Here is a 25910-nt window from a genome sequence, read left to right as displayed (position 1 = left end):
GGGCAATGGCGGCCTCCTCGTCGGTCGCCATTGCCCGCGTCACTTGCGCAGATTCGGGATGGCAATGGCGCAAGAACCAATCGTCGCCTGACTTTCGGCCATATCCATCGGATAATCGGACTCCGGCCGCCGCGCGGCGCGATCCCAAGCATATCGATGGCAATCCACTCCTCCGTACTCGAACTCATCGGGCGCACGCCGATCGTCAAGGCCCAGCGCCTGGACGCCGGTGTCTGCGAGCTGTACCTCAAGCTCGAAAGCGCCAATCCGGGCGGCTCGATCAAGGACCGCATCGGCCTGTCGATGATCGAGGCGGCGGAGAAGCGCGGCGACCTCAAGCCCGGTGCGACCCTGGTGGAAGGCACGGCCGGCAATACCGGTCTGGGCCTGGCGCTGGTCGCCCAGCAGAAGGGCTACAAGCTGATCCTGGTGGTCCCGGACAAGATGAGCCGGGAGAAGATTTTCAACCTCAAGGCGATGGGCGCCGAGGTGGTGCTGACCCGTTCGGACGTGGCCAAGGGCCACCCGGAGTATTACCAGGACCTGGCCAGGACCATCGCCGAGCGGACCCCGGGCGCCTATTTCATCAACCAGTTCGGCAACCCGGACAACCCGGCGGCGCATGAGTTCGGCACCGGCCCGGAAATCATCGAGCAGATGGGCGGCGAACTGGACGCCATCGTGTTCGGCTGCGGCAGTTCCGGCACCATGACCGGCCTGTCGCGCGCCTTCGCCAAACTGTCGCCGAAGACCGAGCTGGTGCTGGCCGATCCGGTCGGCTCGATCCTGACCCAGTACATCAACGAAGGCACGCTGAGCGACAAGTCGGGCAGTTGGCTGGTGGAAGGCATCGGCGAGGACTTCCTGCCGTCCATCTCCGATTTCAGCCGGGTCAGGAAGGCCTACGCCATCACCGATGCGGAGAGCTTCCATACCGCGCGCGAACTGCTGGGCAAGGAGGGCATCCTCGGCGGCTCCTCCACCGGCACGCTGCTGGCGGCCGCGCTGAAGTACTGCCGCGAGCAGACCGAGCCGAAGAAGGTGCTGGTGCTGGTGCCCGATACCGGCAACAAGTACCTGTCCAAGATGTACAACGACTACTGGATGCTGGACAACGGCTTCCTCGAGCGCCCCCAGTACGGCGACCTGCGCGACCTGATCCTGCGCCCGTACAGCCAGCGCGATACCGTGGTGGTCGGCCCGAACGACCTGCTGACCACCGCCTACCAGCGCATGAAGCTGTACGACGTGTCGCAGCTGCCGGTGATGGATGGCAACCGCCTGGTCGGCATCATCGACGAGAGCGACGTGCTGCTGCATGTCTACGGCGACGAGGCGCGCTTCCGCGATCCGGTGGCCATCGCCATGGTCAGCAAGCTCGACCGCCTGGACGTGAAGTCGCCGATCGAGGCGCTGCTGCCGGTGTTCGACCGCGGCCAGGTCGCCATCATCATGGACGGCGGCGACTTCCTCGGCCTGATCACCCGCATCGACCTGCTGAACTATCTGCGGCGCCGGGTGCAGTGAGCCGGGCGAACCGGGGCGGCTGGTTCAGGCCGCCCCGGTAGAATTCCACTTCCTCCAGCCGGAAAGCATCATGACGGACCAGCATCCACCCAGCAGGGACGGCGCGCGCGACCTGTCGCTCGCCACCTTGGCCATCCATGGCGGCCAGTCGCCGGACCCGAGCACCGGCGCGGTGATGCCGCCGATCTACGCGACTTCTACCTACGCGCAGTCCAGCCCGGGCGTGCACCAGGGCTTTGAGTATTCACGCACCCACAATCCCACCCGCTTCGCCTATGAGCGCTGCGTGGCAGCGCTGGAAGGCGGCAGCCGCGGCTACGCGTTCGCCTCGGGCATGGCCGCGACCGCGACGGTGATCGAACTGCTCGATGCCGGCAGCCACGTGGTGGCGATGGACGACATCTACGGCGGCAGCTTCCGCCTGTTCGAACGCGTGCGCCGCCGTACCGCCGGGCTGGATTTCAGTTTCGTCGACCTGACCGATCCGGCCGCGTTCGAAGCGGCCATCACGCCGAAGACGAAGATGGTGTGGATCGAAACGCCCACCAATCCGATGCTGAAGATCGTGGATATCGCCGCGGTCGCCGTCATCGCCCGGCGCCATGGCCTGGTCGTGGTGGTGGACAACACCTTCGCCTCGCCGATGCTGCAGCGTCCGTTGCAACTGGGCGCGGACATCGTCGTGCACTCGGCCACCAAGTACCTCAACGGCCATTCGGACATGGTCGGCGGCATGGTCGTCGTCGGCGACAATGCCGAGCTGGCCGAGCAGATGGCCTTCCTGCAGAACTCGGTGGGCGGCGTGCAGGGCCCGTTCGACAGCTTCCTGGCCCTGCGCGGTTTGAAGACGCTGCCGCTGCGCATGAAGGCGCATTGCGCCAACGCGCTGGAACTGGCGCAATGGCTGGAAGCGCACCCGGCCATCGAAAAAGTGATCTACCCGGGCCTGTCGTCGCATCCTCAGCATGAACTCGCGACCCGGCAGATGAGCGGCTACGGCGGCATCGTCTCCATCGTGCTAAAGGGCGGCTTCGAAGCCGCCAAGCGCTTCTGCGAGCGCACCGAACTGTTCACCCTTGCCGAGTCGCTGGGGGGCGTGGAAAGCCTGGTCAATCACCCGGCGGTGATGACCCATGCCTCGATCCCGCCGGACCGCCGCGAACAACTGGGTATCAGCGATGCGCTGGTGCGGTTGAGTGTGGGGGTGGAAGACAGCTGGGATCTGCGCGCAGACCTGCAACGCGCTTTGTCCTGATCGGGTTCCGGCGCGTTGGCGCAGGCAGGAAGATCCAATCCCGCATGAAGAAAGCCCCGGCCTTTGGCCGGGGCTTTCCTGTATCAGTGCACCGTTGCAGGTGGAAATGCCGGAGGATGCTGTTCCGCCGACGGAAGCGGGAGCATCAGCGTGGACGAAGGCAGTTCGAGCAGCTCCAGCTGGTCGCCAATGGCACGGGTCAGTTCGGTCGCACGCTCATTGGAGCCGACGATATAGGGCACGATCATCAGCACCAGTTCGGTCTTGTTCTTGGTCTTGCTCTGCGACTTGAACAGGTTGCCAACGACCGGAATATCCTTCAGGAACGGGACCCCATTGCCGCCGCCGCTCTGGCGATGGGACATCAGGCCGCCGATGACGATGGAGCTGCCGTCGCGCAGGCTCAGGCTGGTGCCCACCGAGCGGTTGTAGATGGAAGGCGAGCCCAGGCTGTCGCCTTCGGCCATCGGCAGCGCCTCGCTGACTTCCTGGCTCAAGGTAAGGTCGACGCGGTCGTCCGAATAGACGGTCGGCGTCATCGACAGGATGATGCCCGTCTTCCGGTACTGGATGGACTGCAGCAGGCTGGAGGTGCCTTCGGTGGTCTGCGGAGAAGTATTGCGCGAGGTGATGATGGGGACTTCGGTACCCACGTCGATCTTCGCCTCCTCGCCACTCTTCACCATCAGTCGCGGCGTGGACAGGATGGTCACACGCTGGTCGTTGGCATAGGCACGCAGCATTGCCCGGCTCTGGCCTGCGACATCCAGAAGGTAGTTCAGGCCAGTGCCTGCCACCTTGCCGACTTCGGGCAGCGTGCCGAATGACAGGCTGCCATTGAAACGACCCGGATTGGTCTTGGCAAACCAGTTGATGCCGAATTCCTCGCTGTCGTCCAGGGTCACCTCGGCGATGGTCAGTTCGATCATCACCTGCCGGGTTTCCTTGTCCATCTGCTTGATCAAGGGCAGCAGGCGCTCCCATTCGGCGGGGTCGCCCTGGAAGATCAGGCTGTTGCGGGGCTCATCGACGACGATGCCGATGCCGATGCCGCTGCCACCAGCAGTGGATTGGGGGGGCGGGGCGCTGCCGGCATTGGGGTTGCCGGTTGCGGCGATGGTGGTCGCGGACGAACTGGCGCGCGCGCCCAACGAGCCGCCAAGCACCGAGGCGATATCCGCTGCCTTGGTGTTCTGCACCTGGTAATAGAAGATCGAGCGATTGCCGGAGGCCGGATTGGGGCGGTCCAGGTCTCTTGCCCACGTGGCGGCGTGACGCAACACGGCGGGGTCTGCGGCAAACAGGATCACGCTGTTGACGGCCGGTACCGGCATCACCAGGATGCTGGCCGGCACGCCGAGCGTGGTGCTGGCGCCATACCCCTGCGCGACAAGGACTTCAGTCAATTTCGCTGCCAATTGCTCGGCGCTCATGAAAGCCGGCTCCAGGCGGGTGCTGACGCGCCCGCGCATGGCCGGGCGATCGAACACGCGCACCGCATCGGCGGCCTGCCGCACCTGGTCCGGCCGGCCGCTCAACAGCACGGCATTGCGTTCAGAACTTTCCTCCACCTTGACATCGCTGCCGTAGATGGCCTTCAGCCAGCGGGAAGCCTCGCTGGAACGAATGGTATCCAGTTGCATCAGATAGAAAACCGGGCGATGTGTCACCGGGACTTCGGGCATGGCACGCCCGCTGTAGATGATGGGCGGTTCCAGGGTCGTACCGGCGGCCGCCATCTTCACCTTGACGATCGGGCCATCGGCAATCATTTCCACGCCATAGTCGCCCAATACCTGCCGGGCGATACGGTAGAACTCGGCCGGGGATTGCGGTCGCGATGTCCGCAAGGTGACCAGTTGATTGAGTTTCTCGACCTCGGGATCCAGTTGAAACGTCAGGCCCAGAGAGTTGCCCAGCACTTCATTCACGAACGTCGGCAGCGGCAACGCGGCGAGATTGACACTCAGGGCTGGCCCGTGCAGCCCGGCAGGAAGAGTGTCACGGATCGACACTCCCGCCGATGGCGTGTCCATTTCTTCCTGGGACAGGGGGGTGGGAAGTTCACGCAACTCGGTACGTGGCGCCTCTGCTGTCGTCAGGCTTTTTGCCGTCCCTGCCTGCGTTTCCTGCGCAGCCTTGGCGACCGGCAGCGGAGCGGGCAGGCGGGTAGGAGCCACGGAGCACCCTCCGGCCAACAACAGGGCCATGGCGGAAACCAGCCGCATCGGAGCAGGGCGCTTCATGGTTGTTGCGTTTCCTTCTGGGGAGTAGCGGTTTTGCATTCAGGAGAGTCAGGATCGGATGCACGAGGGTACAGATGTCTGTCCATGCGACAGCCATCCAGTTCGACAACAACGGTATCGCCCCGCACGGCCAGCAGCCGGGAGCCATCTGGTAGCGTAGCACCGACCTCGGCGAGGGAAATCAGGGCCTCCTTGCCGCTCTGGAGCAGGATGGCGTTCTTTTGGCCCAGGATGGCTTTCAGCGCCCAATCCTGAGGACTGTTGGTGCTTGCCCCTGAAATGGAATCACCGGACCAGTTGAGGGTGCGTGCCTGGGTGGACAAAGTGGCACTGGAGCGCTCCAATGCCTCCGAGGAGGGCAGTCGCCAATCGGATTCACGTACCTTGTCCGTTGATGGGTCAATCGCCGGCAGTGGTCGGAGCCACCCCATGATTCCTCCTGCGATGACGGTAATCAGGAGGACGGCAAGTAGGCGAAGCCGGCTCATCGCTGTGGCTCCTTTGTCTGCAGCCGATAGAAGCCTTGAATCGTGAGCGAAAATGAACGATTTGCGCCGTCACTGCGCAGCGTGGCCATGGGAATGGTGGTCAATGACTGGCGGCCTTCGATCCGTGAGATCAGTTGGATCACCTGGGAAGGAGACATGCTGCCGCTTAGTGTTGCAGTTACACGCACCATGTCTGCCGGTGCTTCGAGCTGTACCGGCGACTGTACGTCCAGGCGCAATTGCGCGGGCTGGGTATCAGCGAGTTGGCGCAACCAGCCTTGGAATTCTGCCTGGGCCATACCGTGGGATGCGGCCGGAGGAATTTCAGCCTTCAGCATGTCGGCCATCTGTGCGGCCCGGATCGCGCGCTCGCCCCAGCCCTTTTGCCGGGCAAGAGTGTGGGTCTGCTCCAGACGGTGCGCGGATGCCTGCAGAATCAGAATTCGTGCCTGCCGCCAGTCCTCCAGCAGCATGAGCACCCAAAGCAACACGATGGCTGCAATCAGCCCCAGGCCTATCTGCAGCCTTGGGTTGCTGCGGATCTGCGCGATCAGCGGTGATAGCCAGACGGGAAGCCTCATGGAACCTCCTCGAACGGCGAAGTCAATCTGGCTCGGATCATCAATTCATCCGGTCGATTCGAGGTAGCGGGTGTCACGTCATGCAGAAGAGGTGATTGTTCCCACGCATTGACAATGGCGGTCGCGTCCAGCCCGCTGCCTTTGAGTGTGACCTCCAGTGTGTCGGGGCCGGGTTGTTGCCACTGCAGGACACTCCAGTCCCCCCGGGGGGTGATTCTGGCAACTTCTGCGAGCAGGCGGGTCTGTGAGGCTGCCGTACGCAAACGTAGCAGCGATTCCACCGTCGCGGCGGCCTGGTCGGCGTTGTTTCTTGAAGTGATGACCGAGTCCAGACGTTTTTCCAGTTGTTGAACTCGGTTTTCGATCTTGGCGTTTTCCGAATAGGCCCGGGCAATCCCCGCCAGTTGCCAGCAGAATGCTCCGGCTACCAGGCACCCGATACACGTGGCGATCAAGGGCCATTGCGCATGCAATTGTCCACTGAGCATGCCGATCTGGGTGCCGCCTCCCAGCGGCCGTTCATGCAAGGGGGCATGTACGGGTTCGGGCAGAGGCAGTGTTGGCAATTGGCTCGTGCCGTGGAGGAACTTCCGCCATGCAGCGCCGTCGGGTTTGTCGCCCCACCAGCGCGTCGAGACCAAATGGCCATTCCGCCATAGTCGTGCTTCAAGACCGGCCGCGCTGGCGCCGTCATGAGCTGCTGGCAAGGAAAAATCCAGTAGCTCCAGACTGTCATCGGCCGGGATTGCGCCGCGATGCGATGCCTCTGCATGGATTCGGGTGCGGGCCGGCAATGGGCCGGCCAGATCACGTACGCGGCCGGCAGACCAATACCAGATGGCAGCGTGATTGCCACACCAGATCATGTCTGCTTCGGGATCGCCGAAAGGGGCTGCACGGCGCACGGCCAGCATCGCGAAACCGCTGCGCTCCCTTGCGGGAACCATGCTTGCATCCACATGAAGGAACAGGCATAGCTCGCGCGCAATCAATAGCCGCAAAGGGCCATTGCCCTCGCAAGGTAGAGGGTGGACGCCCGTTGCATCAAGGCGTGCCAGCGCCGGCGAAAAGCGGCGAAGGAATCGTGCGAGCTGGCGTTTGATCGAAGGCAGGGTCACGGGGAAGAACCAGAGTGTAATCCAGGCGCCAAGGCCGCCCCCCTTCATCATCGGGAGTCAGGGTCCAGTGCACCGAACGGATTGGGCCGCCGGCATTGTGCCAGAGTTGCAGCGTCCCTTTGCCATTGGCCATGGTGCCGACAGGGTCCAGCTCGTCTATCGGCAGCTTGAACGTGTCCCGGAATTGCCAGATGAGCATGAACGGCATCGTATTGCGCATGGCCACCATCCTGTCCGCCATATCCCGGCCGACCCCCGGCACTGTCTGCAGCACTTCCGGCGGGGCGGTGTTGATGTTGATCTCGGCATTGATCGTCGTTGTCAATAGGCTGGAAAGGACGCCGTCGTCGTATTTTCGCAAGGGCTCGCTCCAGCCCATGATGCGGCGAGTCTCCAGTGGCGTGACCAAAGGACGATTGCTTGGGGGAGGGAGCTGCTTCTTGAGATAGTCGCTCGCCTCGGCGCCCCCCAATCGAAAGAGGTCATCCGGGTCTTGGTAATCAAGGCGGGTTGCCTCCAGTTCCGGCCACTTTGCAGGCGGGATTTCCAGCAGATCGAAGAATCCCTTGCGATAGAACCCGAATGTCCAATTGGGACTGAACTTGCCCGCGTCGTCCTGGAGCGAGAACCGAACATCATTCAATCCCCGGTAGACCGTTCCATCCAGCCGAATCTCATTGCCGACCGGCAGCGGCGGCGGTAGATCCACGCCGCCATCGTCAACGGAACGAGTGGCCGTAGCCTGTCCTGCTGCCCATACTACCTGGCGATCGATGGTCAGCCCTCCGTACGTCTGGCGTTGGGTGCTGAACATGAACAACAGGGTGTCCCGTGTACTGGCCATGGCCACTTCCGCCTCGAAGGCGTCGCTGTTCTGGCTCGCCTCCCGCAGCGCTTGCGCGCTGGTGGTGGCGATGGCGGTGGCCAGCAGGGTCAACACGACCAGGGCGACAAGCACCGCCACCAGAACAAAGCCCTGTTCGGGGCGACGCATGGGCATGGGGTTAGATCGGGTCATGTTCATACGGGATCGCCATGGGATCCTGTGGGCCGACCACCGCGGCCATGATCATCGAGCCGGAATCAAGTTCCAGGGCAATCGCGGCAGGTAATTCCGGCCATTGTCCCTGCGCAGGCGGCCATTGGGCGTGGAGTTCACCCGCGGCATCAACATAATGAAGAGTCAGTAGGCCGGCATCCGGAAAGCGCAGCACCAATTGCTTTCCATCCTCATCCAGCGTCAATGCCCCGTCGCCCGGGGCATTATTGGTGAGCGACCACGTCTGCATTGTCGGGATGCCCTGTCCGGCCAATACCGGCAGTAGGGTCAGGCCGGAAAAGCCGTGCTCATTTCCCTGAAATACCAAGGTGGCCCTGGTGTCGGAGGTCATGCCAGGAAGCCGTCGCGCCGATGGGCTCTTGAGCTCTCCGCCTGCATGCAGACCGGCCACTGAATCGTGGAACCAGCGCTCGCTCAGCCGGTATTCTCGCCCCCCCTGCATGCTGGCCGATACCCGTTCATGCGCGCGCTTGTATTGCGATAGTGCCTGTGAGGTCAGCGCCAATGCCATGCCGGCAATCAGCATCACCACCAGCATCTCCAGCAGGGTGAAGCCGCGAAGACGGTCAGAAGTTGTCATCACGCATTGTCCGTGCGGTTTTCCAGCCGGCGCGACGCATCTTGAAACGCGTCACCTCACGACCTTTACGCAAGGCTGATACCTCCATCTCGTAGAGTGCCAGGTCGAAGGCCAGCATATTGCCGGACGCCCCCATTCCAGGAGCGCGCGGTACGATTTCGCTGCTGCTCCAGCGTACTTCAAGGCCTCCTGGCAATTTGCGATTGCCCGTGGGCTCAGCCATGGGATTGACCAGTTCCAGCACTGCCAGTGCTGCGCGTCCGTCACGTACGGCGGCATCGCGCGCCTGCACCCGTACCAGGGTGGTCTGGTTGACCGACATCCACGCATACAGCGCCATCGCACAGATGCTGAAAATGGTCAGCGCGACGATGGCCTCCAGCAGGCTGAAGCCGGCCTGCCCGCGCCTGCCATGAAGCCTCATTGCCCGGCGTCCGCGCGCTGCGTGCGGCAGAACGGCGCCGACACCTTGAACGGCTGCTCATAGCCATCCGGCCCACGCACGCGGCCCCGACTGTCGCCACAGGCGCCATTGGCCTGCACCGCCAGCGGTGCGTCCAGCTCCACCTGCCAGCTCTCGGGCAGGCCGGGCAGCGAGCCTGCGGCCACCGGTCCGGCCTCAAGCGTGCGGGCGCGCCCGTCCTGTGCAGCAGTACTGCTCAGCGCGGTAATGGCCTGCAGCGACGCATCCACCTCCGTGGTGCGTCGCCAGCTGGCGATCATGCGGAACCCCGAGGGCGCCACCAGCGCCGTCGCCAGTGCAAGCAAGGCCAGCACCACCACCAGTTCCAGCAGCGTGAAGCCGTTTCTGGATGTGTGGCGGAGGGGGGGCTTACTGGTGGGGCAGGTAGCCGATGTCGGTGTCATAGCCGGAACCGCCGGGTTTGCCGTCCGCACCGAGCGAATACAGTGTCAGCGCATAATTGGCCGAAGGCGTCGGCGAATACTGGTAGGGATTGCCCCACGGGTCGCTCGGCAGGCCCTCGTCCAGGTACGGGCCGCTCCAGCGCGCGGCGGTGCGCTCGTCGCCCGGTCGTTCCACCAGCAGCCGCAGGCCTTCCTGCTCGGTGGGGAAACGGCCGATGTCCAGCCGCATGGTTTCCAGCGCGCCCTTGAGCATCTTGGTCTGGGTCTCGGCGGTCTGCACCTTGGCCTTGTCGGCCTGGGTGAACAGGCGGGGGCCGACCAGCCCCATGATCAGGCCGATGATGACCAGCACCACGATCATTTCCAGCAGGGTGAAACCCCGCGAACGCGATGGGGTGGCGAGGGAGCGGCGCATCTTCATGAGGACGGCTGGGCGTAGGGACGGGGCAGGCAGTGTAGTACATGCGGGTCAGCGCCAGAATCGCCCGGTTCGGTGCCATGGGGAGCTACACCGCGATGTCGTTGGCACTGGTGATGGCCAGGATGATGCCGATCATGATCACGCCGATGATCGAGCCGATCACCAGGATGGCCAGCGGCTCCAGCAACGCCAGGAACTGCTTCATGCGCGCCCGCCCGGCATTGGCGCACAGCCGTGCGAGCGAGCGCAGCATGGCGGGCAGTTCGCCCGAGCGCTCGCCTACCCGGATCAGGTTGTAGCCGGTGGCGGTCAGCGCCGTCTGCGCTTCCAGGGCATCGGCCAGCGGCGTGCCGCCGCGCACGCTGCGCGTGGCCTCCTGCAACTGGCTGCGGCGGCGCGGCGAATGCACGCCGGACTGCGCCAGTTCCAGTGCATCCAGCAGTGCCACCCGGTTGCCCAGCAGTGTCGCCAGCACGCTGGCCCAGCTGGCCGTTTCCGATTCCACCCGCCACGGCCCCAGCACCGGCAGTCGCTCGATGCGCTCGTGCCAGCGCGCCCGCTTTTCCACAGTGGACAGGCTGCGCCAGACCAGCGTCGCCGCCGTCGCCAGCAGGGCCAGCAGCAGCAGGATGTGGGTGCGCGCGAACATGCCACCGTTGAGCACCGCCCAGGCCAGCCAGGGCAGGTCGGCGCTGCGGTTGAGCAGCGAGGCGAACTTGGGCACCACGAAGGTGAACATCATCACCACCGCGCCGATGCCGGCGGTCACCAGCACCGCCGGGTAGGTCAGCGCCTGGCGGATTTCGCCGCGCACTTCCAGGTCGTATTCCAGCTGGGCCACGCCGTCGGCCAGCGCCTGGGCCAGCATGCCGGCCTGCTCGCCGGCCTTCACCAGGGTCAGGAAATAGCTGGGCAACGGCAGCTTGATCGCGGCCAGCGCATCGGAAAACGCCTGGCCCCGGCGCAGGCCATTGCCGATGCTCTGGAAGCCGGCCAGCAACTGCGGATGGTGGCTGCCGCCAGTCTGCGCGGCCACGGCCTCGGCCAGCGCCACGCCCGACTGCAGCATCGTCGCCAGCTCGTGGAAGGCGATCACCAGGTCCTGCTGCCGCAGCCTGCGTCGCCGCGCCATGCCCGGCTTGCGCGCATCGGCCCCCTCGGCCGCCAGCGAAACGGTGGTCAGGCCCCGGCGTTCCAGCTGCCGCGCCGCCTCGCGCTCGCCGGCCGCATCCAGTGTGCCGTCCAGCAATGCACCATCGGCGTTCAGCGCCTTGTAGCGATACCGTGCCATGTCCGCCTCAGACCGCCGTCACGCGCAGCACTTCGTCCACCGTGGTGATGCCCTGCCACGCCTTGAGCAGGCCGTCCTCGCGCAGGAAGCGGCAACCGCGCTCGCGCGCCATCGCCTTCAACTGCATGTGGGTCGCGCCGGACACCACCGCCTGCTGCATCGCCTCGTCCACCGGCACCAGCTCGTAGATGCCGATGCGACCGCGGTAACCGGTGCCCTGGCAGCGCGGGCAGCCCACCGCCTGCGTCCACTGCGCCGGTGCATCGCCCAGCACCTGTGCCGCCAGCGCCGCGGTCTCTCCGGCGATGGCCGGCAATACCGCCGTGGCCGGGGTCGCACAATGCGGGCACAGCCGCCGCACCAGGCGCTGCGCCTGCAGGCCGCGCATCGGCGTGGCTACCAGGAACGGCTCCACGCCCATGTCGATCAGGCGCGTAAACGCGCCCAGCGAGTCGTTGGTATGCACCGTGGACAGCACAAGGTGACCGGTCAGCGCCGCCTGGATGGCGATCTCGGCCGTCTCCTTGTCGCGGATTTCGCCCACCATCACCACGTCCGGATCCTGGCGCAGCATCGAGCGCAGCACGCTGGCGAAATCCAGCCCGATGTCCGCATGGGTCTGCACCTGGGTGATGCCCGGCAGTTGGAATTCCACCGGGTCTTCCACGGTGATGATCTTCTTCAGCCCGTCGTTGCTGGCCGCCAGGGTGGCATACAGCGTGGTCGATTTGCCCGAGCCGGTGGGGCCGGTGACCAGCACGATGCCGTGCGCCTCGCGCGCCCAGGATGACAGCAGCGCCAGATGGTCCGGCGCCATGCCCAGCCGCTCCAGCCCCAGGTCCTTGCGTTCCTTGGGCAGCAGGCGCAGCACGATGGATTCCCCGTGCACCCCCGGCAGGGCCGAGGCGCGGATGTCCATGGCCTGGCCGCCGGCGCGCACGCTCAGGCGCCCGTCCTGCGGCAGGCGCCGTTCGGCGATGTCCATGCCTGAGATCAGCTTCAATCGCGAGGCCACCGCATTGAACCGCTCGCGCGGCAGGCTCAGGCGCGGGTACAGCACGCCGTCGATGCGGAAGCGCACCGCAAACTGGTGCTCGCCCGGCTCCAGGTGGATGTCCGAGGCGCGCTGCTCCACCGCCTGCGCCATCAGGTTGTTGACCAGTTCCACTACCGGAGCTTCTTCAGCCAGTTCGCGCAGGTGGCGCACGTCGTCGCCACTGGCGTGCAGCGCACGCCCCTGCTGGGCCAGCAGGTCCAGCGCACGTTCCATCACCTGCGCCGACGCCAGTACCGGCCAGACCTCCACGCCGGGCAGTGCGTATTCGAGTGTTTCCAGCAGCGGAGGGGCCAGCGGGTCGCGGCTGGCGCACCAGGCCTGGCCATTCTCGTCGCGCCACAGCAGGGCTTCCTGGTCCTGCATCCAGTCCGCGCCGGGCGCCCCCTCGTCCGGCACTCCCCATTGCGCTGGATCGGCGGGCAGTTCCAGCTCGCGCCCCAGCAGCGGCAACTGCAACTGCTCGCACAGCGCATCCAACAACTGGTCTTCCGACAACGCACCGGTGCGCACCAGCAGGGCGCCCAACCGCGCCCCCACCTGTGCCTGCAGTTCCAGCGCCCGGGCAAGATCGGCCGGGCCGATCACGCCGCGTGCCAGCAGCAGTTCGCCCAACAGACGCGGAACGGGGAGGGTGTCGGGAAGGGTCATGGGCGCATCGTGCGGTGGAAGCAGGCCGCCATTGTGCAGGCAGGCCCACCCGTGCAGCTAGCCGGCCGGGCTTTCCCGAGCCGTCAACCTCGCCCATTCCGATACCTGCACCCCGCCCAATGCCGCAGCGTGACCGCTCCTTTCCGGAGCGCCCGGCCATGTCCGCGACCCTGCTCGACCCCGGGAACGACTACGTGTTCAAGCGCCTGTTCGCCGACGCCCCGGTGCTGCTGGCCGATCTGATCAGCGCGGTACGCCACGACTGCCCGCCCGTGCATGAGGTGCAGGTACTCAACCCGCGCATCGAGCCGGCCGACCCGTACGGCAAATACATCGTGCTGGATCTGCTGGATCTGCTGGCCCGCGACGCCGCCGGCCGCCACTACAACGTGGAAATTCAGGTGCGCCGCTGTCGCGACCATTCCGAGCGCGCCGCCTATTACCTGGCCAGCACCCTGGCCGGGCAGCTGGAGCGCGGCCAGGGCTATGCCGAACTGCCCGGCGCGGTGGGCATCCACCTGCTGGATTTCAGCCTGTACCCGCTGCCGCAAAGCGGGCAGTGACCCGCATCAAGGGCGATGTACTGCAGCAGGGTGCGCTTCAGCGCGCGACAGGACTTGCACCTGGAAGCTCCCCTCGTAGGAGCGCAGCTCGCTGCGCGATGGGGTCTTCCCGGTCAAGCCCCCTCGCGCACTGAAGTGCGCTCCTACGCGACGTTGCCTGGCAGGCCCGCCAGCCGGGAGGGTGCAGCGCCTTGCTGCGCGATGCGGTTCGTGCAGCGCTCTGCGCCGCCGGCCAACGCCTTACAGCACGTCGGCAAAGCCCCGGCGCAGTGCGCGGAAGCACAGCCCGCCCAGCGCCAACACCAGCGCCGCTGCCGCGCTGTAGGCCAGCACGCCGCCCATTCCCGGCCATTGCCCATGCAGCAGCGCGCCGCGCAGCGCCTCCACCGGCCAGCTGATCGGGTTCCAGTCCACCACGCCGGCCAGTGCCTGCGGCACCCGCTCGCGGGGGAAGAACACCGTGGAGGTGAACAGCGTCACCATCACCAGCGCGCCGATCACCTGGCCGAGGTCGCGCACATAGACCCCCAGCGCCGCCAGCGCCAGCGACAACCCCTGCAGCATCGCCACATAAGGCAGCAGCACCAGTGGCACCGCCAGCGCCGACCAGTGCAGGCCACTGCCCCACACCCCGTTGACCACCAGCAGAATCGCCAGCCCCAGCCCCAGGTTCACCAGGCCCACGCCCAGCGGCACCGCCGGCAGGATCTGCAGGGGAAACACCACCTTGCGCACGAAATTGCCATAACGCTGCATCAGCACCGGGGCCTGGCCCACGGAATCGGACAGCAGCCCATGCACCAGAAGGCCGGTGAACAGGTTCAGGGTGAAGCCCAAGTGGTCGCCCTCGGCCAGCCCCGGCCAGCGCGCGCGGAACACCACGCCGAACACGAAGCCGTACAGGGCCAGCATCAGCAGGGGCAGCAGCAGCGGCCAGGCGCGGCCCAGCAGCGAGCCGCGGTAGCGGGCGGTCAGCTCCTGTGCGACCAGAACGCGCCACAGGTGGAAACGGGGCTGCGGGGGGAGAGCCATGGGCGGACGGCGCTGGGCAGGGCGCGGTAGGGTACCGCAAGGCCGGCGGGGCGTCATGACGGTGGCGGATGTGGGCTTGGCCGATCGGGCGTCATCGGGCCCGGGGTGAACCGCGACTGTATGTATTGACGAGGCTTCTACGCTCCGTTAACGTGCCGCCCGTAGCTCGTTATCAGGGGGGTCCCGTATCTGTCGCCCGCAAGGGGGGTGGGGCAAGGAGCTCAGTGATACGCCGGCCGCCGTGGTCACCACGGTACCGGGAAAGACGCGGCATGCGCCGGTGGATGCTACAAACCCTTAAACACGCTTAAAAACGGAGTTTTTTCGACATGTCGAAGTTCAATCTGCTCTCCGCCGCGGTCGTCGCAGCCGTTGCTGCCGTCGCCGCTCCGGCTGCTCAGGCCTACACGGTCTCCGCTGGTGCCCCCAATGTGGCCTACGTTGACATCACCGATGCCAACACCCTCGTTTCCACCACCGGCCTGAACGTCACCCTGACCGGCGATGACTACATCATCGGCCGTACCGTGGGCTTCTCGGTGAAGATCACCCTGAAGGACGGTGCTAAGTTTGGTGCAGCTGTTAATCCCGCTGCCCTGACGGCTGCTGGCGTTGGCGCAGCCATCAATGCTGGCGTCACCACCGGTACCGCCGGCAGTTCGGTGTGGGGCGTCAGCGTCGCCGCTGGCGGTGGGATCGATGACACCTACGTCATCCTGCTGTTCAGCCCGAATGTCACCACCCCGGCTCCGATCACCACCGGCAAGATCTTCAACAACGGCCTGTCGGTTCAGTTGAAGGGCGTGGCGGCTGCGCTGGCCACGGCTGGTTCCTCGGTGAAGGCGGAAGTGATGTTCGCCGACCCGGGCACCGCTGCCCCGATCATGTCTCCGTCCATTGAGGCAACCGTCCTCACCTCGGTCGATCCGCTGGACTTCAAGATCACTGGTGGCGAAACCACCAAGAAGATCGACGTGGGCACCAACGCTGGCGCGAGCAAGATCGTCTTTGCGGGTAATGGTGATATCAACGGCACCCCGGCGACGCAGTACTTCAATGCAGGCGTGCTGGCGGTTGGCGTTCAGGGCGCTCCGGTGAACCCGCAGACCGTCGGTGGCAGTGCGTTCACATGGGTGAACACTGGTACCCAGGACAAGGTGACCTTGACCGTGACCGGCGATTCGTTCGCTGCATTCAAGACCGTCACTCCGGCCAATGGCGCAGCAGTGATTCTGACCAAGACCGGTGCCAACTTGGGTTGTAATGACGCGACCCCGACCGCTCTGGCTACCGGCGTTGTCACCAACAACTCGGTGACCTTCAGCAACGTTGATTTCGCCACCGCCAATGGCGCTGAACTGTGCTTCGTTGCTCCCGCCTCGGCTTCCAAGGTCGTGATCGACAGCACCAAGGTTGCCGTTGCCGCCAAGGTCGCCCGTACCGCCACCACCAAGAGCACCAACGGTTCGGCCGCTGGCAAGCCGCTGCTGTACAACGGCCCGGTGGTCGACGTTGACGCCTTCAATCCGGGCAGCAATGCGTCGCAGGTGTCCTACCTGCGTATCACCAACCCGTCCGGCGCTGTTGGTAACGTCACCATCGACCGTTACTGCGACGATGGCAGCAAGGGCACCACCAGCCTGAGCGTCGGCGCCGGCAAGACCGTTGCCCTGCTGGCTTCGGAGCTGGAGAATGGCGGTGCCAACGTTGCCACCGGCTACGGCACCTGCCCGGCCGGCCAGAAGGCTCGCCTGACCGTGACCGGCGAGTTCCTCGGCATGAAGGTGCAGAACTTCCTGCGCAACACCAGCACCATCATCAACACCAACGTCAACAACAACAACTAATCGTTGTTGTGGCATTGATGTATTGATGAGATGTACCCAGTGGGCGGCCGCAAGGCCGCCCACTTCATTTGTGGCGGGGCCGGCCATTCCTCTGGGGCGGGCCATGGCTTGTTGACGGGAGTGGCGCATGCTGGGGGTTCTGCGGGTCATTCTGGCCCTGATGGTCATGGCCAAGCACCTGTTCTGGCATGTGGGGCCGCTGGGTTCCTATCCGGTGTTCGGTTTCTACCTGGTCAGCGGCTACCTGATGACGCTGACCCTGCACCAGAGCTACGGCTACAGCACAGAAGGCCGCTGGCGCTTCGCCTTCAACCGTTTCCTGCGCCTGTACCCGCTGTACTGGGCGGTGGCGCTGTTGTCGCTGGGCATCGTGCTGGTCATGGCCGGCGGCGATGCGCGCGCCTACCACTATGCGTTGTACCTGCCACGCACGGCGTGGGAGGTGCTGTCCAATCTGTTCATGCTCTACCCCAGCTGGATTCCCTGGCATACGGTGCCGCGCCTGTCGCCGCCGACCTGGGCCTTGAGCGTGGAGCTGTTCTTCTACCTGCTGATGGCATTGGGCATTTCGCGCACGGCGGGGCGCACGCTGGCCTGGCTGGCGGTATCGCTGGGCTATGTGGTGGTGTCGTTCTGGCTGGGGCTGGGTGAAGATCAGCGTTATTTCCCGGTGGCGGCGGCCTCGCTGCCCTTCTCGATGGGGGCGCTGCTGTATTTCATCGCCCGCCCGCAGGCCGGTGGTTGGATGCAGGCATTGGCGCGATGGGCGGGCAGGATGCCCACAGGCGGGGTGTTCCTGTTGTTTGCGGGCAACTGCCTGTTCTGGTCGCTGTGCTACCCCAAGGGCGGGGGCGTGGGCGAGATCGGGCAATACCTGAACCTGTTGCTGTGCGCGTGGCTGCTGCTCTGTCTGGTGGGCGGCGGGCGCTTCCTGCCGGTATCGCGCGGGCTGGACAAGCGGCTGGGTGACTATTCCTATCCGATCTACCTGCTGCATTGGCAGGTGGGCATGTTTCTGACATGGCTTCTGTACGGTGCGCCGGTGAGGGGTGATGCATGGGCCGAGGCGGGCATATTCCTGGCCTCGGTGGTGCTGGTGGCGGCGGTATCGTGGTGCCTGCTGCGCTTTGTCGAGCAGCCCTTGCGGCGGACGCGGGCACGGGTGAGGGCTGGCTGACGTCCGGAGCGGAGGGCCGTGGGGCGATCCCTCTGGTGATGGGGCGTTCCCAGTGTGCCGGCGCAGGCGCATGATCGGCCACGGTCCGTGGTGAATTGCATGGGGCCTGCCGCGGGGGCGGGGAGCCATGACAGGGCAGAAACGGGGGGCAATATGGGCAACATGTTGCGGGCGCCGGTCTGGTCGCGGCCGCACTGGCCGCTTGTACCCACCTTGACGTGAAACATTACGAACACGGTGCGCCGCCGCCAGGCTACGCGTACATGCTCGATTTCACCCAGTACGAATTGGTCTTCACCCATCAACTGGTCGCCTGCAATGGCGACAGGCCGCCCAATCAATCCTGAAGCGCTGAGCTCGGACTTCAAGATCAGTGGTGTTTCCATTACCTACAAGGATGGCCGCCTTGTGGGGGTGAATGCGGAAGCGCAGGACCAGGTCGGTGAGCTGATGAAGATGGCCGCGGTGGCGGGGGCTGGTGTCCCCGGTGGGTGGGGCGGCAGCAGCGGCAAGGCTAAGTGCTGCTTCAATAGGCATAATTCAGAAGGCCCAGACAGCGCAAATTGCATCCGGGCGCATCCCTCATTTTCTGGTGGCGCTTGAAAATTCGAGGGGCGTGAGCTGTTCGAGGATCAGAAGGCGCCGAAGGAAAGCTACTGTACGGCAGGTGCGCAGGAAAAAATAAAGAAGCTGTAGGAGAAGAAAGAGCTGGTGAAGGCGTTTACTGGGGTGCTTGAGGCATTGAGCGCCAAGTTGGAGGCGTTGAGCGGGGCGCCGGCCGGGAGTAAAGCAGCCATCGCCTCGCTCCAGCAGCAGATGCGTGATGCACAGAAGGCATCCGGGACCCTGCTCCAGGAGGTGAATGCCTTGCAGGCGGCGTTGTCTGAAACCTACACGGCATTCTGGCCGGCCTCGTCCATGGAGGATGTTTCATCGGCGACGCCGGAATTTTCATTGATGGATGCCGCGCTTGGCCGGTAGATCGTGCCAGGAGTGGTGAGCTGCAATGACAAGCCGATGGGGGCGAGGGAGTGCGTGAAGGCGGGCGTGGCTGTCAAGCCATACCTGTATGTGCGGGGAAGCTATGGCAGGGAGCCGCAGCTGCAGTCGGTTGCCCAGGCGGCCGATGCCGGTCTGCGCTACCGGGTGCCGGCCGCCGGTACGCTGCGCATCTGCCGGAAGGATGTCGGAAAGGATGACTGCAGGAAGCAGGTAAACCCTGTGTTGCGGTTGGATGGGGATATTTCCCAGTTCGGCGCCGTATTCACGCTTCCGTTTTCCAGCCCGCTGTTTGCCTCGGGCAGTTTTCGGTGGTCTTCGACGAGCAGGGGTGCTTGAGTACGGCGGCTCTGAAGCGGACCAAGGCCGCGGGCCCTGGCAGCGGCGGATGCCGCCAAGGGAGTGGTGGGCCAGGCACTGGCGGTGGAAAAGGCGCGTCAGGAGCAGGCTGAGGCGGTGTTGAAAATGGCCCGTGATGCCCCGACCGAGAGTCTGCAGCAGGAACTGGTCCTGCTGGAATTGCAGGGCAAGATAAAGCAGGCACGCGCAGCAATGGGGGCGGATCGGGTAGAGCGGCTGACCGGGCAGTTGCAGGCAGCCACGCTGGAGGCCGAGCTGACGCAACTGCAGGCGCAGCAGTTGCGGGACCCGGAGAAAGGCGAGGCGGTTGTCCGGACGCATTACGCCACGCGTGAAGATGTGCTGAGGCTGCAACTGGCAATGCAGCAGGCGGAGCTGGCGCAGTTGGCGGCGGCGCGGGCGGGGCAAGAATGACGCCCGCACCTGCGCGTTGGGTGTGAAGCCGGATGGGCGCAGGGCTCCGCTGTGGCGTGTTTGACCACGGCGAATCCAATACCGATGGGCTGATGTGGACAGGTCGGGGCCATCTGGTCCGGGGGACTGCTGGTGTGTCGGGCATGTCCCCTTGTGTTGTGGGAGGGGGGCGACGGAGCGTTGGGTAGTGTTGACTGCTCTTGACGGTGTTTGCGCTTAAAATATGCGGCTTCCCAGCGGTCGCGGTGCGACCCGATAAACGAGGGTGACGTAATGCGCGCAAGACATGTCGGGTTTTCCTTGTGGTTGTTGTTGGGATTGGCTGCGTGCCGTCAGGAGGGGATGGACCCGGAGGATGCGGCTCTGCTGGAGCAGTCCGAACAGCCTGCCGAGCAGGCAGGTGGAGCCGCCCAGGCGGCGGCACCGGCTGCAGCCCAGGTCGTGCATGCGGCGGTGCTTTCGGACAATGCCGTCGCTGTCGGCAGCGAGGTGTCTGCCGAGGGTAAGGTGGTGGCCACCAAGCCGGTGTACGGGCTGGACGATACCGTGCATGCCTCGGTCCCGGTGGGCGGCTACCCGGCGGGCAAGACGGTGACGATTTACTGGTTTGGTGGCGATGGGCAGTCCGTCAAGAGCGAGAGCCGGCAGACCGCGGGGGGCGAGAGCTTTGTGAGTTTCGCGCTGCGGCAGGCCGATGGCATGAAGGCTGGAGCCTATTCAGCGCAGGTGGATATCGAAGATGTTCCGGTTGGCATGGCGGACTTCAAGGTCCAATGAACCAGGCAACGCAAGTCGCCGAGAGGCCTGCACTGGTGGTGCGCAACGTCGGCAAGGTCTATCGCCTGTGGGCCACGCCGGCCAGCCGGTTATGGGTGCCGTTGATGTTCCGCCTGGCGGCGGTGCTGCCGGTGAAGCGGCTGGCTGATGGCCTGCGACGGCGTGCCGAGGCGCGGGCACACCAGCACCGGGCACTGGACGGGGTTGATTTCAACCTGGGTCGTGGCGAGGCACTGGGCATCATTGGCCATAACGGTAGTGGCAAGAGCACGCTGCTGCAGATCGTGGCGGGCGTGCTGGAGCCCAGTACGGGAGCAGTACAGGTCAACGGCCGGGTAGCGGCATTGTTGGAACTGGGCTCGGGTTTCAATCCGGAGCTGAGTGGCCGGGAGAACGTCCGCGTCAATGCGGCCATCCTGGGGTTGACTCCAGGGCAGGTGGCTGAACGGATGGACGAGATCATCGCGTTCGCCGATATCGGTGATTACATCGACGAGCCGGTCAAGACCTACAGTTCGGGTATGGCGTTGCGGTTGGCGTTTGCGGTGCAGGTGCATACCGACCCGGACATCCTGATCGTGGATGAGGCGCTGGCGGTGGGCGATGCGGCATTCCAGGCCAAGGCGATGGCGCGGATCGACGAGATCCTGCAGCGTGGCACCACGTTGTTGTTCGTGGGGCATGACCTCAATGCGGTCAAGGCGTTCTGCCACCGGGCGATGTTGCTGGAGAAGGGGCGCATCGTACTGGAGGGGCTGCCGGACGAGGTCATCACCGAGTACCTGCACCGCACCCACAAGCGGGCTCTGGAAAGTCAACGCGATGCGCGGGCTCAGACGCTGGAACGGCTGGATGGCGGTTATGGCATGCAGGATGCCTGTGTGGCCGATGCTACGGTCAATGGGGTGCGCCATGTGAGCGTGCAGCATGGTGGCGCGGTGGACTTCGCGCTGCGGGTGCGACGGCATGCGGGCCTTGCTGCACCTTGTCTGATATTCGACGTGCTGGACGGGCGTGGGTTGCAACTCACGGGGCGGCGCATCGACTTGCCTGCGGGAGATGGTGAGGCAATGGTACGCATTGCACTCCATGCTCATTTCCAACAGGGGATCTACCGCATCCGTACGCGCGTGGTGGACGCGCCTTCGCTGGATCGCACGACGGTGTTGGCGCGCCAGGAAGGATGGCTGTCCTTCGAGGTGGTCGATGACAGCCGGCACTTGTTCACCGGCTTGTTCCCGGTGCCCATGGCGATCGAGGTTGCGGGATGAATGGGGGGCAGATGCTTTTCCATCGCGACTTCACCGAATACACCGGTGGGCAGGGCAAGGTCTGGGATTATTTCAGGCACACTTTGGCACTGGGGTGGCAGGCACGCGTTTTCCTGACCGACCGCTCATTGCGTGATGAGCGCAACCCGTGGATGCAGGAGGCGGCAAAGATCGAAACGGAGTGGCATCCGGAGGATGCCGATGTACTGTTCCTGGGGGGAAGGGATTGGGCTGCCTTGCCGGATCCGCTGAATCCTCCCAGGCCGGTGATCAATCTGGTACAGCATGTTCGCCACGCCTGGGCTGATTACCCGTTGCGGCAATATCTGCGGGCGCCGGCACACCGTATTTGCGTCAGCCAGCCGGTAGCCGACGCCATTGCGGCTACCGGTGAGGTGAATGGGCCCCTGTGGGTGATTCCGGCAGCGCTGGATGTGCCGGAGCCGGTGAAGCGAGGCATGCCAGCGGCTTCCGGCAGTGTGGTGATCGCCGGCATCAAGGCTCCGGTATTGGCGCATGCGATTGCGGCGGTGCTGCGGGCACGGGGTGTGATGGTGGAAGTACTGGGGCATTGGCTGCCCCGTGCGGATTATCTGCAGCGCATTGCCGGCGCGGCAGTTGCGGTCACCCTGCCACATCCACAGGAAGGGTTTTACCTGCCGGGGCTGGAAGCGATGGCCTTGGGCGTGCCTGTGGTGATGAACGACTGCATCGGTTCGTGCGAATATGCACGCGACGGGGAGAATTGCCTTCTGGCGGTGCCGGAAGCAGAAGCGATGGCCGCCGCGGTAATGCGTGCAATGGAACCAGGGGTTGCTGCTCCACTTGTTGCCCGCGGAAGAGAAACTGCGGCCGCGCATACGCAGGCACGTGAGCGGGAGCAGTTCGCAGTGGTGTTGCGTGCAATACGAGAGGCAGTGCAATGAGTGGGCGCAATATTGCATTGACGGGCGTGCCTCGCTCGGGTACGACGCTGTGCTGCAAATTGCTGGGGCAGGCGGCCGATACAGTTGCGTTGTTCGAACCGATGCCGGTGCACGAATTGCCGCTACGGCGCGAGCAGGCGATAGCGGCAGTAGACGCGTTCTTTTCCGCTTCGCGCAGGGGGCTGCTTGAATCGGGCAAGGCCAGCAGCCAGCAGGTGGGAGGGCAGGTGCCCGACAATCCGTTCGGAAGCGAGCGCGGGCATTCGGGCCCTCGGGTGCGCATGGCGCACCTTGGTGAAATCGTGGTGGAAAAGCCGCTTTCGGCTGGCTTTACCCTGGTGGTGAAACACAATGCGGCCTTTACCGCCTTGCTGCCGGAATTGGGCGATGCCTTCGACTGCTATGCCGTCGTACGCAACCCGCTGGCGGTCCTTGCCTCTTGGAATTCGGTCGATCTGCCGGTTGCAGCCGGGCGGATGCCAGCCGGGGAACGGCTTGACCCTGCCTTGGCGGCACGCCTTGATGGAGAGCCGGAGGTGTTGCAGCGGCAGTTGTGCCTGCTGGACTGGGTGTTCGGGCGTTTTGCGGCATATGTGCCCACCGGGCGGATCATCCGTTACGAGGAAGTAGTGGCCAGTGAGGCTGGGGCACTTGCAGCCACGACCGGTGTGGCGGTGCCGCGTTCGGAGTTGTCCAACCGTAACGCCAGCGCGTTGTATGACCCAGAGGCCTGTCGCCGCTACGCCGACGGGTTGTCGGGGCAAGCGGGAGCCTGGGGGCACTTTTATGATGCTTCGGACATCGGCAATGCGCTGGATGTCCTGCTGGGGGAGCGTTGAGCTTGCCACGCATACGCTTCGTGATTGGAGGGGTGCAGAAGGGCGGTACCACGGCCTTGGCCCATTTCCTTGCGCGGCACCGGGGGGTTGCGTTGCCTCGTGGCAAGGAGGCGCATGTATTCGACGCGCCGGATTTCGACGAGGCATGGACGCAGGAATATATCGATGGGCTGTACGACGGGCATTTCGATGCGGGTGGAGCGGACGTGGCATATGGCGATGCCACGCCCATCTATTGCTTCCATCATGCATTCATCGACCGCATTGCCGCCTACAACCCGGAAATGCGCTGGATCGTGATGTTGCGGCATCCCGTGGAAAGGGCAGTGTCGCAATACCAGATGGAGCGGAGCAGGGGACATGACACCTGGCCGCTCTGGCCGGCCATGTTGCTGGAACGTTGGCGTCTGCACGGGCACGAGAATGATTTCTCCGTGCACTCTCCGCTGCGGCACCATGCATACCGTGCTCGTGGCGACTACGCGCGGCAACTGGATGCGCTGTACGCGCGGTTTCCGCCGGAGCAGATATTGTTGCTGCAAAACGATGAATTGGCCTTGGCCCCAGAACGGACACTGGAAAAAGTGTGGGAATTTCTTGGGCTGGCGGTGGACGTTGGCCACGGCGGCTACGGTCGCGTGTTCGAGGGAGGTTACCGTGCTTTAAGGCGCGATGGGCTTCAATTCAGGCTTCTGTCTTGCCTGATGGCCCCGGCCCTGCGCAGTGCGAAAGCGCGCTATGGGTTGGATTGGGATTGATAGGTGTACTTCGGGTGCAGCAGCTCGATGGGTAATGTGGAAATGGTGGTTTCGTGGTGGACTCAATGACGCGACAGGGTTCCAAAGCAATACTCGTGCTGGGCATGCACCGCAGTGGAACGTCCGCGGTGACCGGTGCGCTGCGCCTGTTGGGCGCGGAGCTGGGCTCCGAACTGATGCAGCCTGGCCCGGACAATCCCAAGGGGTTCTGGGAGCACGCCGGTATCGTGGCTATCCATGATCGGCTGCTGGCTTCGCTGGGGCGCTCCTGGAATGATCCCCGCCCGCTGCCGGTGGACTGGTTGCAGAGCGAGGCGGCCAAGGCCGCGGCGGATGATCTGGACGTTCTGCTGCGTGCGGAATTCGCCGATTGCGCCCTTTGGGCGGTGAAGGACCCGCGCATGTGCCGTCTGCTGCCGATGTGGTGGCCGGTACTGGAAAAGATGGGGGTGGAGCCGGCCGCGTTGTTCGTTCTGCGCCACCCGCGTGAAGTGGCAGATTCGTTGGTGGCCCGCAACGATTGGCCGGTGGGCTTGTCGCGCCTGTTATGGGTTGAGCACATACTGGATGCGCAAGCGGCGACAGAAGCCGTGCCCCGGGCGGTGCTGCCCTACGAGGCGCTGCTGGAGGATGCCGAGGCGGCATTGCAGGGAGCGGTGGGGCAGTTGGGTATCGAACTGCCCAAACGCACCTTGGCGCAGCGTGCGGCGCTGGGTAAGTTCATAGCCAAGGGCGACCGTCACCATGTGGCGGTAGCAGAAACGGCACCAGAGTGGCGCTTGGCGCAGGCGTTGTTCGACTCACTGGGCTCTGCAGGCAACCCCTGGTCGGCCTTGCCTGCCCTGCGCGAGCGGTTTGGACAGGCCGAGGATCTGTATGCGGAAGCGCTGGATGGTTTTGCGCAGCTTGAAGCGCGTGAACGCGAAGGGCGGTTAGAGGCACTAAAGCAGCTCCAGCAAGCAGACAGCGAATTGCGGACGCGTGGCGAGTTGATCGCCTCGCTCAATGGGCAGGTTGGACAGCTTGGAGAGGAACTGCGCTCGTTGCAGGCCGACTATGCCGACAGGACGGCTTGGGCGAAGGTGCTGGACGAGCAGTTGTCGGCTCTGCGCGACACTCACGTTGGGCTGCAGTCGGAATACGACGAGCGGGTGGATTGGGCGCAGTCCCTGGACCAGGAGTTGTCGGCGCTGCGGGACACCCACGCCCGGCTGCAGTCGGAATACGACGAGCGGGTGGGTTGGGCGCAGTCCCTCGACCAGGAGTTGTCGACGCTGCGGGACACGCACGCCCGGCTGCAGTCGGAATACGACGAGCGGGTAGGCTGGGCGCAGTCCCTGGACCAGGAGTTGTCGACGCTGCGGGACGCGCACGCCCGGCAGCAGTTGGATTACGACGAGCGGGTGGGCTGGGCGCAGTCCCTGGACCAGGAGTTGTCGGTGCTGCGGGACACCCATGCCCGGCTGCAGTCGGAATACGACGAGCGGGTAGGCTGGGCGCAGTCCCTGGACCGGGAGTTGTCGGTGCTGCGGGACACCCATGCCCGGCTGCAGTCGGAATACGACGAGCGGGTGGGTTGGGCGCAGTCCCTGGACCAGGAGTTGTCGACGCTGCGGGATGCGCACGCCCGGCAGCAGTCGGATTACGACGAGCGGGTGGGCTGGGCGCAGTCCCTGGACCAGGAGTTGTCGGTGCTGCGGGACACCCATGCCCGGCTGCAGTCGGAATACGACGAGCGGGTGGGCTGGGCGCAGTCCCTGGACCGGGAGTTGTCGGTGCTGCGGGACACCCATGCCCGGCTGCAGTCG

27 protein-coding genes are annotated in these 25910 nt (G+C 64.8%); 15 read left to right on the top strand and 12 right to left on the bottom strand.

Going from position 1 to position 25910, the window contains the following annotated elements; genetic code table 11:
- Window positions 1–156: 156 nt before the first annotated feature.
- A complete protein-coding gene (locus tag QMX80_RS10685; RefSeq protein ID WP_055772553.1) occupies window positions 157–1527 on the top strand; it encodes a pyridoxal-phosphate dependent enzyme in 1371 nt (456 codons plus the stop codon).
- Window positions 1528–1597: 70 nt separating this feature from the next.
- Complete coding sequence (locus tag QMX80_RS10680; RefSeq protein WP_282276984.1) at window positions 1598–2782, top strand: cystathionine gamma-synthase; 1185 nt, start codon at window positions 1598–1600, stop codon at window positions 2780–2782.
- An 83-nt stretch (window positions 2783–2865) separates the two neighbouring features.
- On the opposite strand, the gene QMX80_RS10675 is transcribed toward QMX80_RS10680, so the two are convergent.
- From QMX80_RS10675 to QMX80_RS10625, 11 genes are all read right to left on the bottom strand, one after another.
- On the bottom strand, window positions 2866–5028 hold the full coding sequence (locus QMX80_RS10675; protein ID WP_282276982.1) for a secretin N-terminal domain-containing protein: 2163 nt from the start codon (window positions 5026–5028) through the stop codon (window positions 2866–2868).
- Window positions 5025–5516, bottom strand: coding sequence for a hypothetical protein (locus tag QMX80_RS10670; protein ID WP_282276980.1), 492 nt, complete (start codon window positions 5514–5516; stop codon window positions 5025–5027). Before QMX80_RS10670 ends, QMX80_RS10675 begins: the two co-directional genes overlap by 4 nt.
- Window positions 5513–6097, bottom strand: coding sequence for a hypothetical protein (locus QMX80_RS10665; protein ID WP_282276979.1), 585 nt, complete (start codon window positions 6095–6097; stop codon window positions 5513–5515). The genes QMX80_RS10670 and QMX80_RS10665 overlap by 4 nt, the downstream gene beginning before the upstream one ends.
- Window positions 6094–7215: a hypothetical protein gene (locus QMX80_RS10660; protein WP_282276978.1), complete on the bottom strand. Its 1122-nt coding sequence runs from the start codon at window positions 7213–7215 to the stop codon at window positions 6094–6096. Before QMX80_RS10660 ends, QMX80_RS10665 begins: the two co-directional genes overlap by 4 nt.
- Window positions 7142–8239, bottom strand: coding sequence for a helix-hairpin-helix domain-containing protein (locus QMX80_RS10655; RefSeq protein WP_282276977.1), 1098 nt, complete (start codon window positions 8237–8239; stop codon window positions 7142–7144). The genes QMX80_RS10660 and QMX80_RS10655 overlap by 74 nt, the downstream gene beginning before the upstream one ends.
- Entirely contained in the window at window positions 8220–8855 is a 636-nt protein-coding gene (locus tag QMX80_RS10650; RefSeq protein ID WP_282276975.1) for a type II secretion system protein, read from the bottom strand. Before QMX80_RS10650 ends, QMX80_RS10655 begins: the two co-directional genes overlap by 20 nt.
- On the bottom strand, window positions 8842–9279 hold the full coding sequence (locus QMX80_RS10645) for a prepilin-type N-terminal cleavage/methylation domain-containing protein (protein WP_282276974.1): 438 nt from the start codon (window positions 9277–9279) through the stop codon (window positions 8842–8844). The genes QMX80_RS10650 and QMX80_RS10645 overlap by 14 nt, the downstream gene beginning before the upstream one ends.
- Window positions 9276–9722 carry a prepilin-type N-terminal cleavage/methylation domain-containing protein gene (locus tag QMX80_RS10640; protein ID WP_282276973.1) on the bottom strand — a complete coding sequence of 149 codons (447 nt, stop codon included), beginning with the start codon at window positions 9720–9722 and terminating at the stop codon, window positions 9276–9278. Before QMX80_RS10640 ends, QMX80_RS10645 begins: the two co-directional genes overlap by 4 nt.
- Window positions 9688–10137 (bottom strand): type II secretion system major pseudopilin GspG, encoded by a 450-nt coding sequence (gene gspG, locus QMX80_RS10635; RefSeq protein WP_282276972.1) that lies wholly within the window; start codon window positions 10135–10137, stop codon window positions 9688–9690. The genes QMX80_RS10640 and gspG overlap by 35 nt, the downstream gene beginning before the upstream one ends.
- A 91-nt stretch (window positions 10138–10228) precedes the next feature.
- Window positions 10229–11434 carry a type II secretion system F family protein gene (locus QMX80_RS10630; RefSeq protein WP_282276971.1) on the bottom strand — a complete coding sequence of 402 codons (1206 nt, stop codon included), beginning with the start codon at window positions 11432–11434 and terminating at the stop codon, window positions 10229–10231.
- Between the two features lie 7 nt (window positions 11435–11441).
- A complete protein-coding gene (locus tag QMX80_RS10625) occupies window positions 11442–13139 on the bottom strand; it encodes a type II/IV secretion system protein (protein ID WP_282276970.1) in 1698 nt (565 codons plus the stop codon).
- A gap of 158 nt (window positions 13140–13297) precedes the next feature.
- Here QMX80_RS10625 and QMX80_RS10620 point away from each other — a divergent pair, with 158 nt between their 5' ends.
- The gene (locus QMX80_RS10620) at window positions 13298–13702 is read left to right on the top strand and encodes a PD-(D/E)XK nuclease family transposase (RefSeq protein WP_282276969.1); all 405 of its coding nucleotides are present in this window, start codon (window positions 13298–13300) and stop codon (window positions 13700–13702) included.
- 240 nt (window positions 13703–13942) lie between these two features.
- Here QMX80_RS10620 and QMX80_RS10615 read toward each other — a convergent pair whose 3' ends face one another.
- On the bottom strand, window positions 13943–14734 hold the full coding sequence (locus QMX80_RS10615; RefSeq protein ID WP_282276968.1) for an ABC transporter permease: 792 nt from the start codon (window positions 14732–14734) through the stop codon (window positions 13943–13945).
- A 329-nt stretch (window positions 14735–15063) separates the two neighbouring features.
- Between QMX80_RS10615 and QMX80_RS10610 the strand changes: the two genes are divergently transcribed.
- The 12 genes from QMX80_RS10610 to QMX80_RS10555 all read left to right on the top strand — a co-directional run.
- Complete coding sequence (locus QMX80_RS10610; protein ID WP_282276967.1) at window positions 15064–16581, top strand: hypothetical protein; 1518 nt, start codon at window positions 15064–15066, stop codon at window positions 16579–16581.
- A 127-nt stretch (window positions 16582–16708) separates the two neighbouring features.
- Window positions 16709–17758 (top strand): acyltransferase, encoded by a 1050-nt coding sequence (locus tag QMX80_RS10605; RefSeq protein WP_282276966.1) that lies wholly within the window; start codon window positions 16709–16711, stop codon window positions 17756–17758.
- A gap of 218 nt (window positions 17759–17976) precedes the next feature.
- Window positions 17977–18105 carry a hypothetical protein gene (locus tag QMX80_RS10600; RefSeq protein WP_282276964.1) on the top strand — a complete coding sequence of 43 codons (129 nt, stop codon included), beginning with the start codon at window positions 17977–17979 and terminating at the stop codon, window positions 18103–18105.
- 364 nt (window positions 18106–18469) lie between these two features.
- On the top strand, window positions 18470–18739 hold the full coding sequence (locus QMX80_RS10595) for a hypothetical protein (RefSeq protein WP_282276962.1): 270 nt from the start codon (window positions 18470–18472) through the stop codon (window positions 18737–18739).
- Between the two features lie 15 nt (window positions 18740–18754).
- Window positions 18755–19096, top strand: a complete 342-nt coding sequence (locus QMX80_RS10590; RefSeq protein WP_282276961.1) for a hypothetical protein — start codon at window positions 18755–18757, stop codon at window positions 19094–19096.
- A gap of 66 nt (window positions 19097–19162) precedes the next feature.
- Window positions 19163–19531: a hypothetical protein gene (locus tag QMX80_RS10585; protein WP_282276960.1), complete on the top strand. Its 369-nt coding sequence runs from the start codon at window positions 19163–19165 to the stop codon at window positions 19529–19531.
- A gap of 300 nt (window positions 19532–19831) precedes the next feature.
- Window positions 19832–20308: a hypothetical protein gene (locus QMX80_RS10580; RefSeq protein WP_282276959.1), complete on the top strand. Its 477-nt coding sequence runs from the start codon at window positions 19832–19834 to the stop codon at window positions 20306–20308.
- Window positions 20305–21579: an ABC transporter ATP-binding protein gene (locus tag QMX80_RS10575; RefSeq protein ID WP_282276958.1), complete on the top strand. Its 1275-nt coding sequence runs from the start codon at window positions 20305–20307 to the stop codon at window positions 21577–21579. The genes QMX80_RS10580 and QMX80_RS10575 overlap by 4 nt, the downstream gene beginning before the upstream one ends.
- Window positions 21580–21590: 11 nt before the next feature.
- The gene (locus QMX80_RS10570) at window positions 21591–22505 is read left to right on the top strand and encodes a glycosyltransferase (RefSeq protein ID WP_282276957.1); all 915 of its coding nucleotides are present in this window, start codon (window positions 21591–21593) and stop codon (window positions 22503–22505) included.
- Window positions 22502–23344, top strand: a complete 843-nt coding sequence (locus tag QMX80_RS10565) for a hypothetical protein (RefSeq protein ID WP_282276956.1) — start codon at window positions 22502–22504, stop codon at window positions 23342–23344. The genes QMX80_RS10570 and QMX80_RS10565 overlap by 4 nt, the downstream gene beginning before the upstream one ends.
- Window positions 23345–23364: 20 nt before the next feature.
- A complete protein-coding gene (locus QMX80_RS10560; RefSeq protein WP_282276986.1) occupies window positions 23365–24102 on the top strand; it encodes a sulfotransferase in 738 nt (245 codons plus the stop codon).
- 128 nt (window positions 24103–24230) lie between these two features.
- On the top strand, window positions 24231–25910 hold a 1680-nt coding region (locus QMX80_RS10555), incomplete at its 3' end, for a hypothetical protein (RefSeq protein WP_282276954.1).

The organism is Stenotrophomonas sp. PS02297 (genome assembly GCF_029959705.1).
Lineage (GTDB): Bacteria > Pseudomonadota > Gammaproteobacteria > Xanthomonadales > Xanthomonadaceae > Stenotrophomonas > Stenotrophomonas nitritireducens.
Note: the sequence above shows the minus strand (reverse complement) of the source record. Positions and strands in the feature narration are given on the sequence as shown.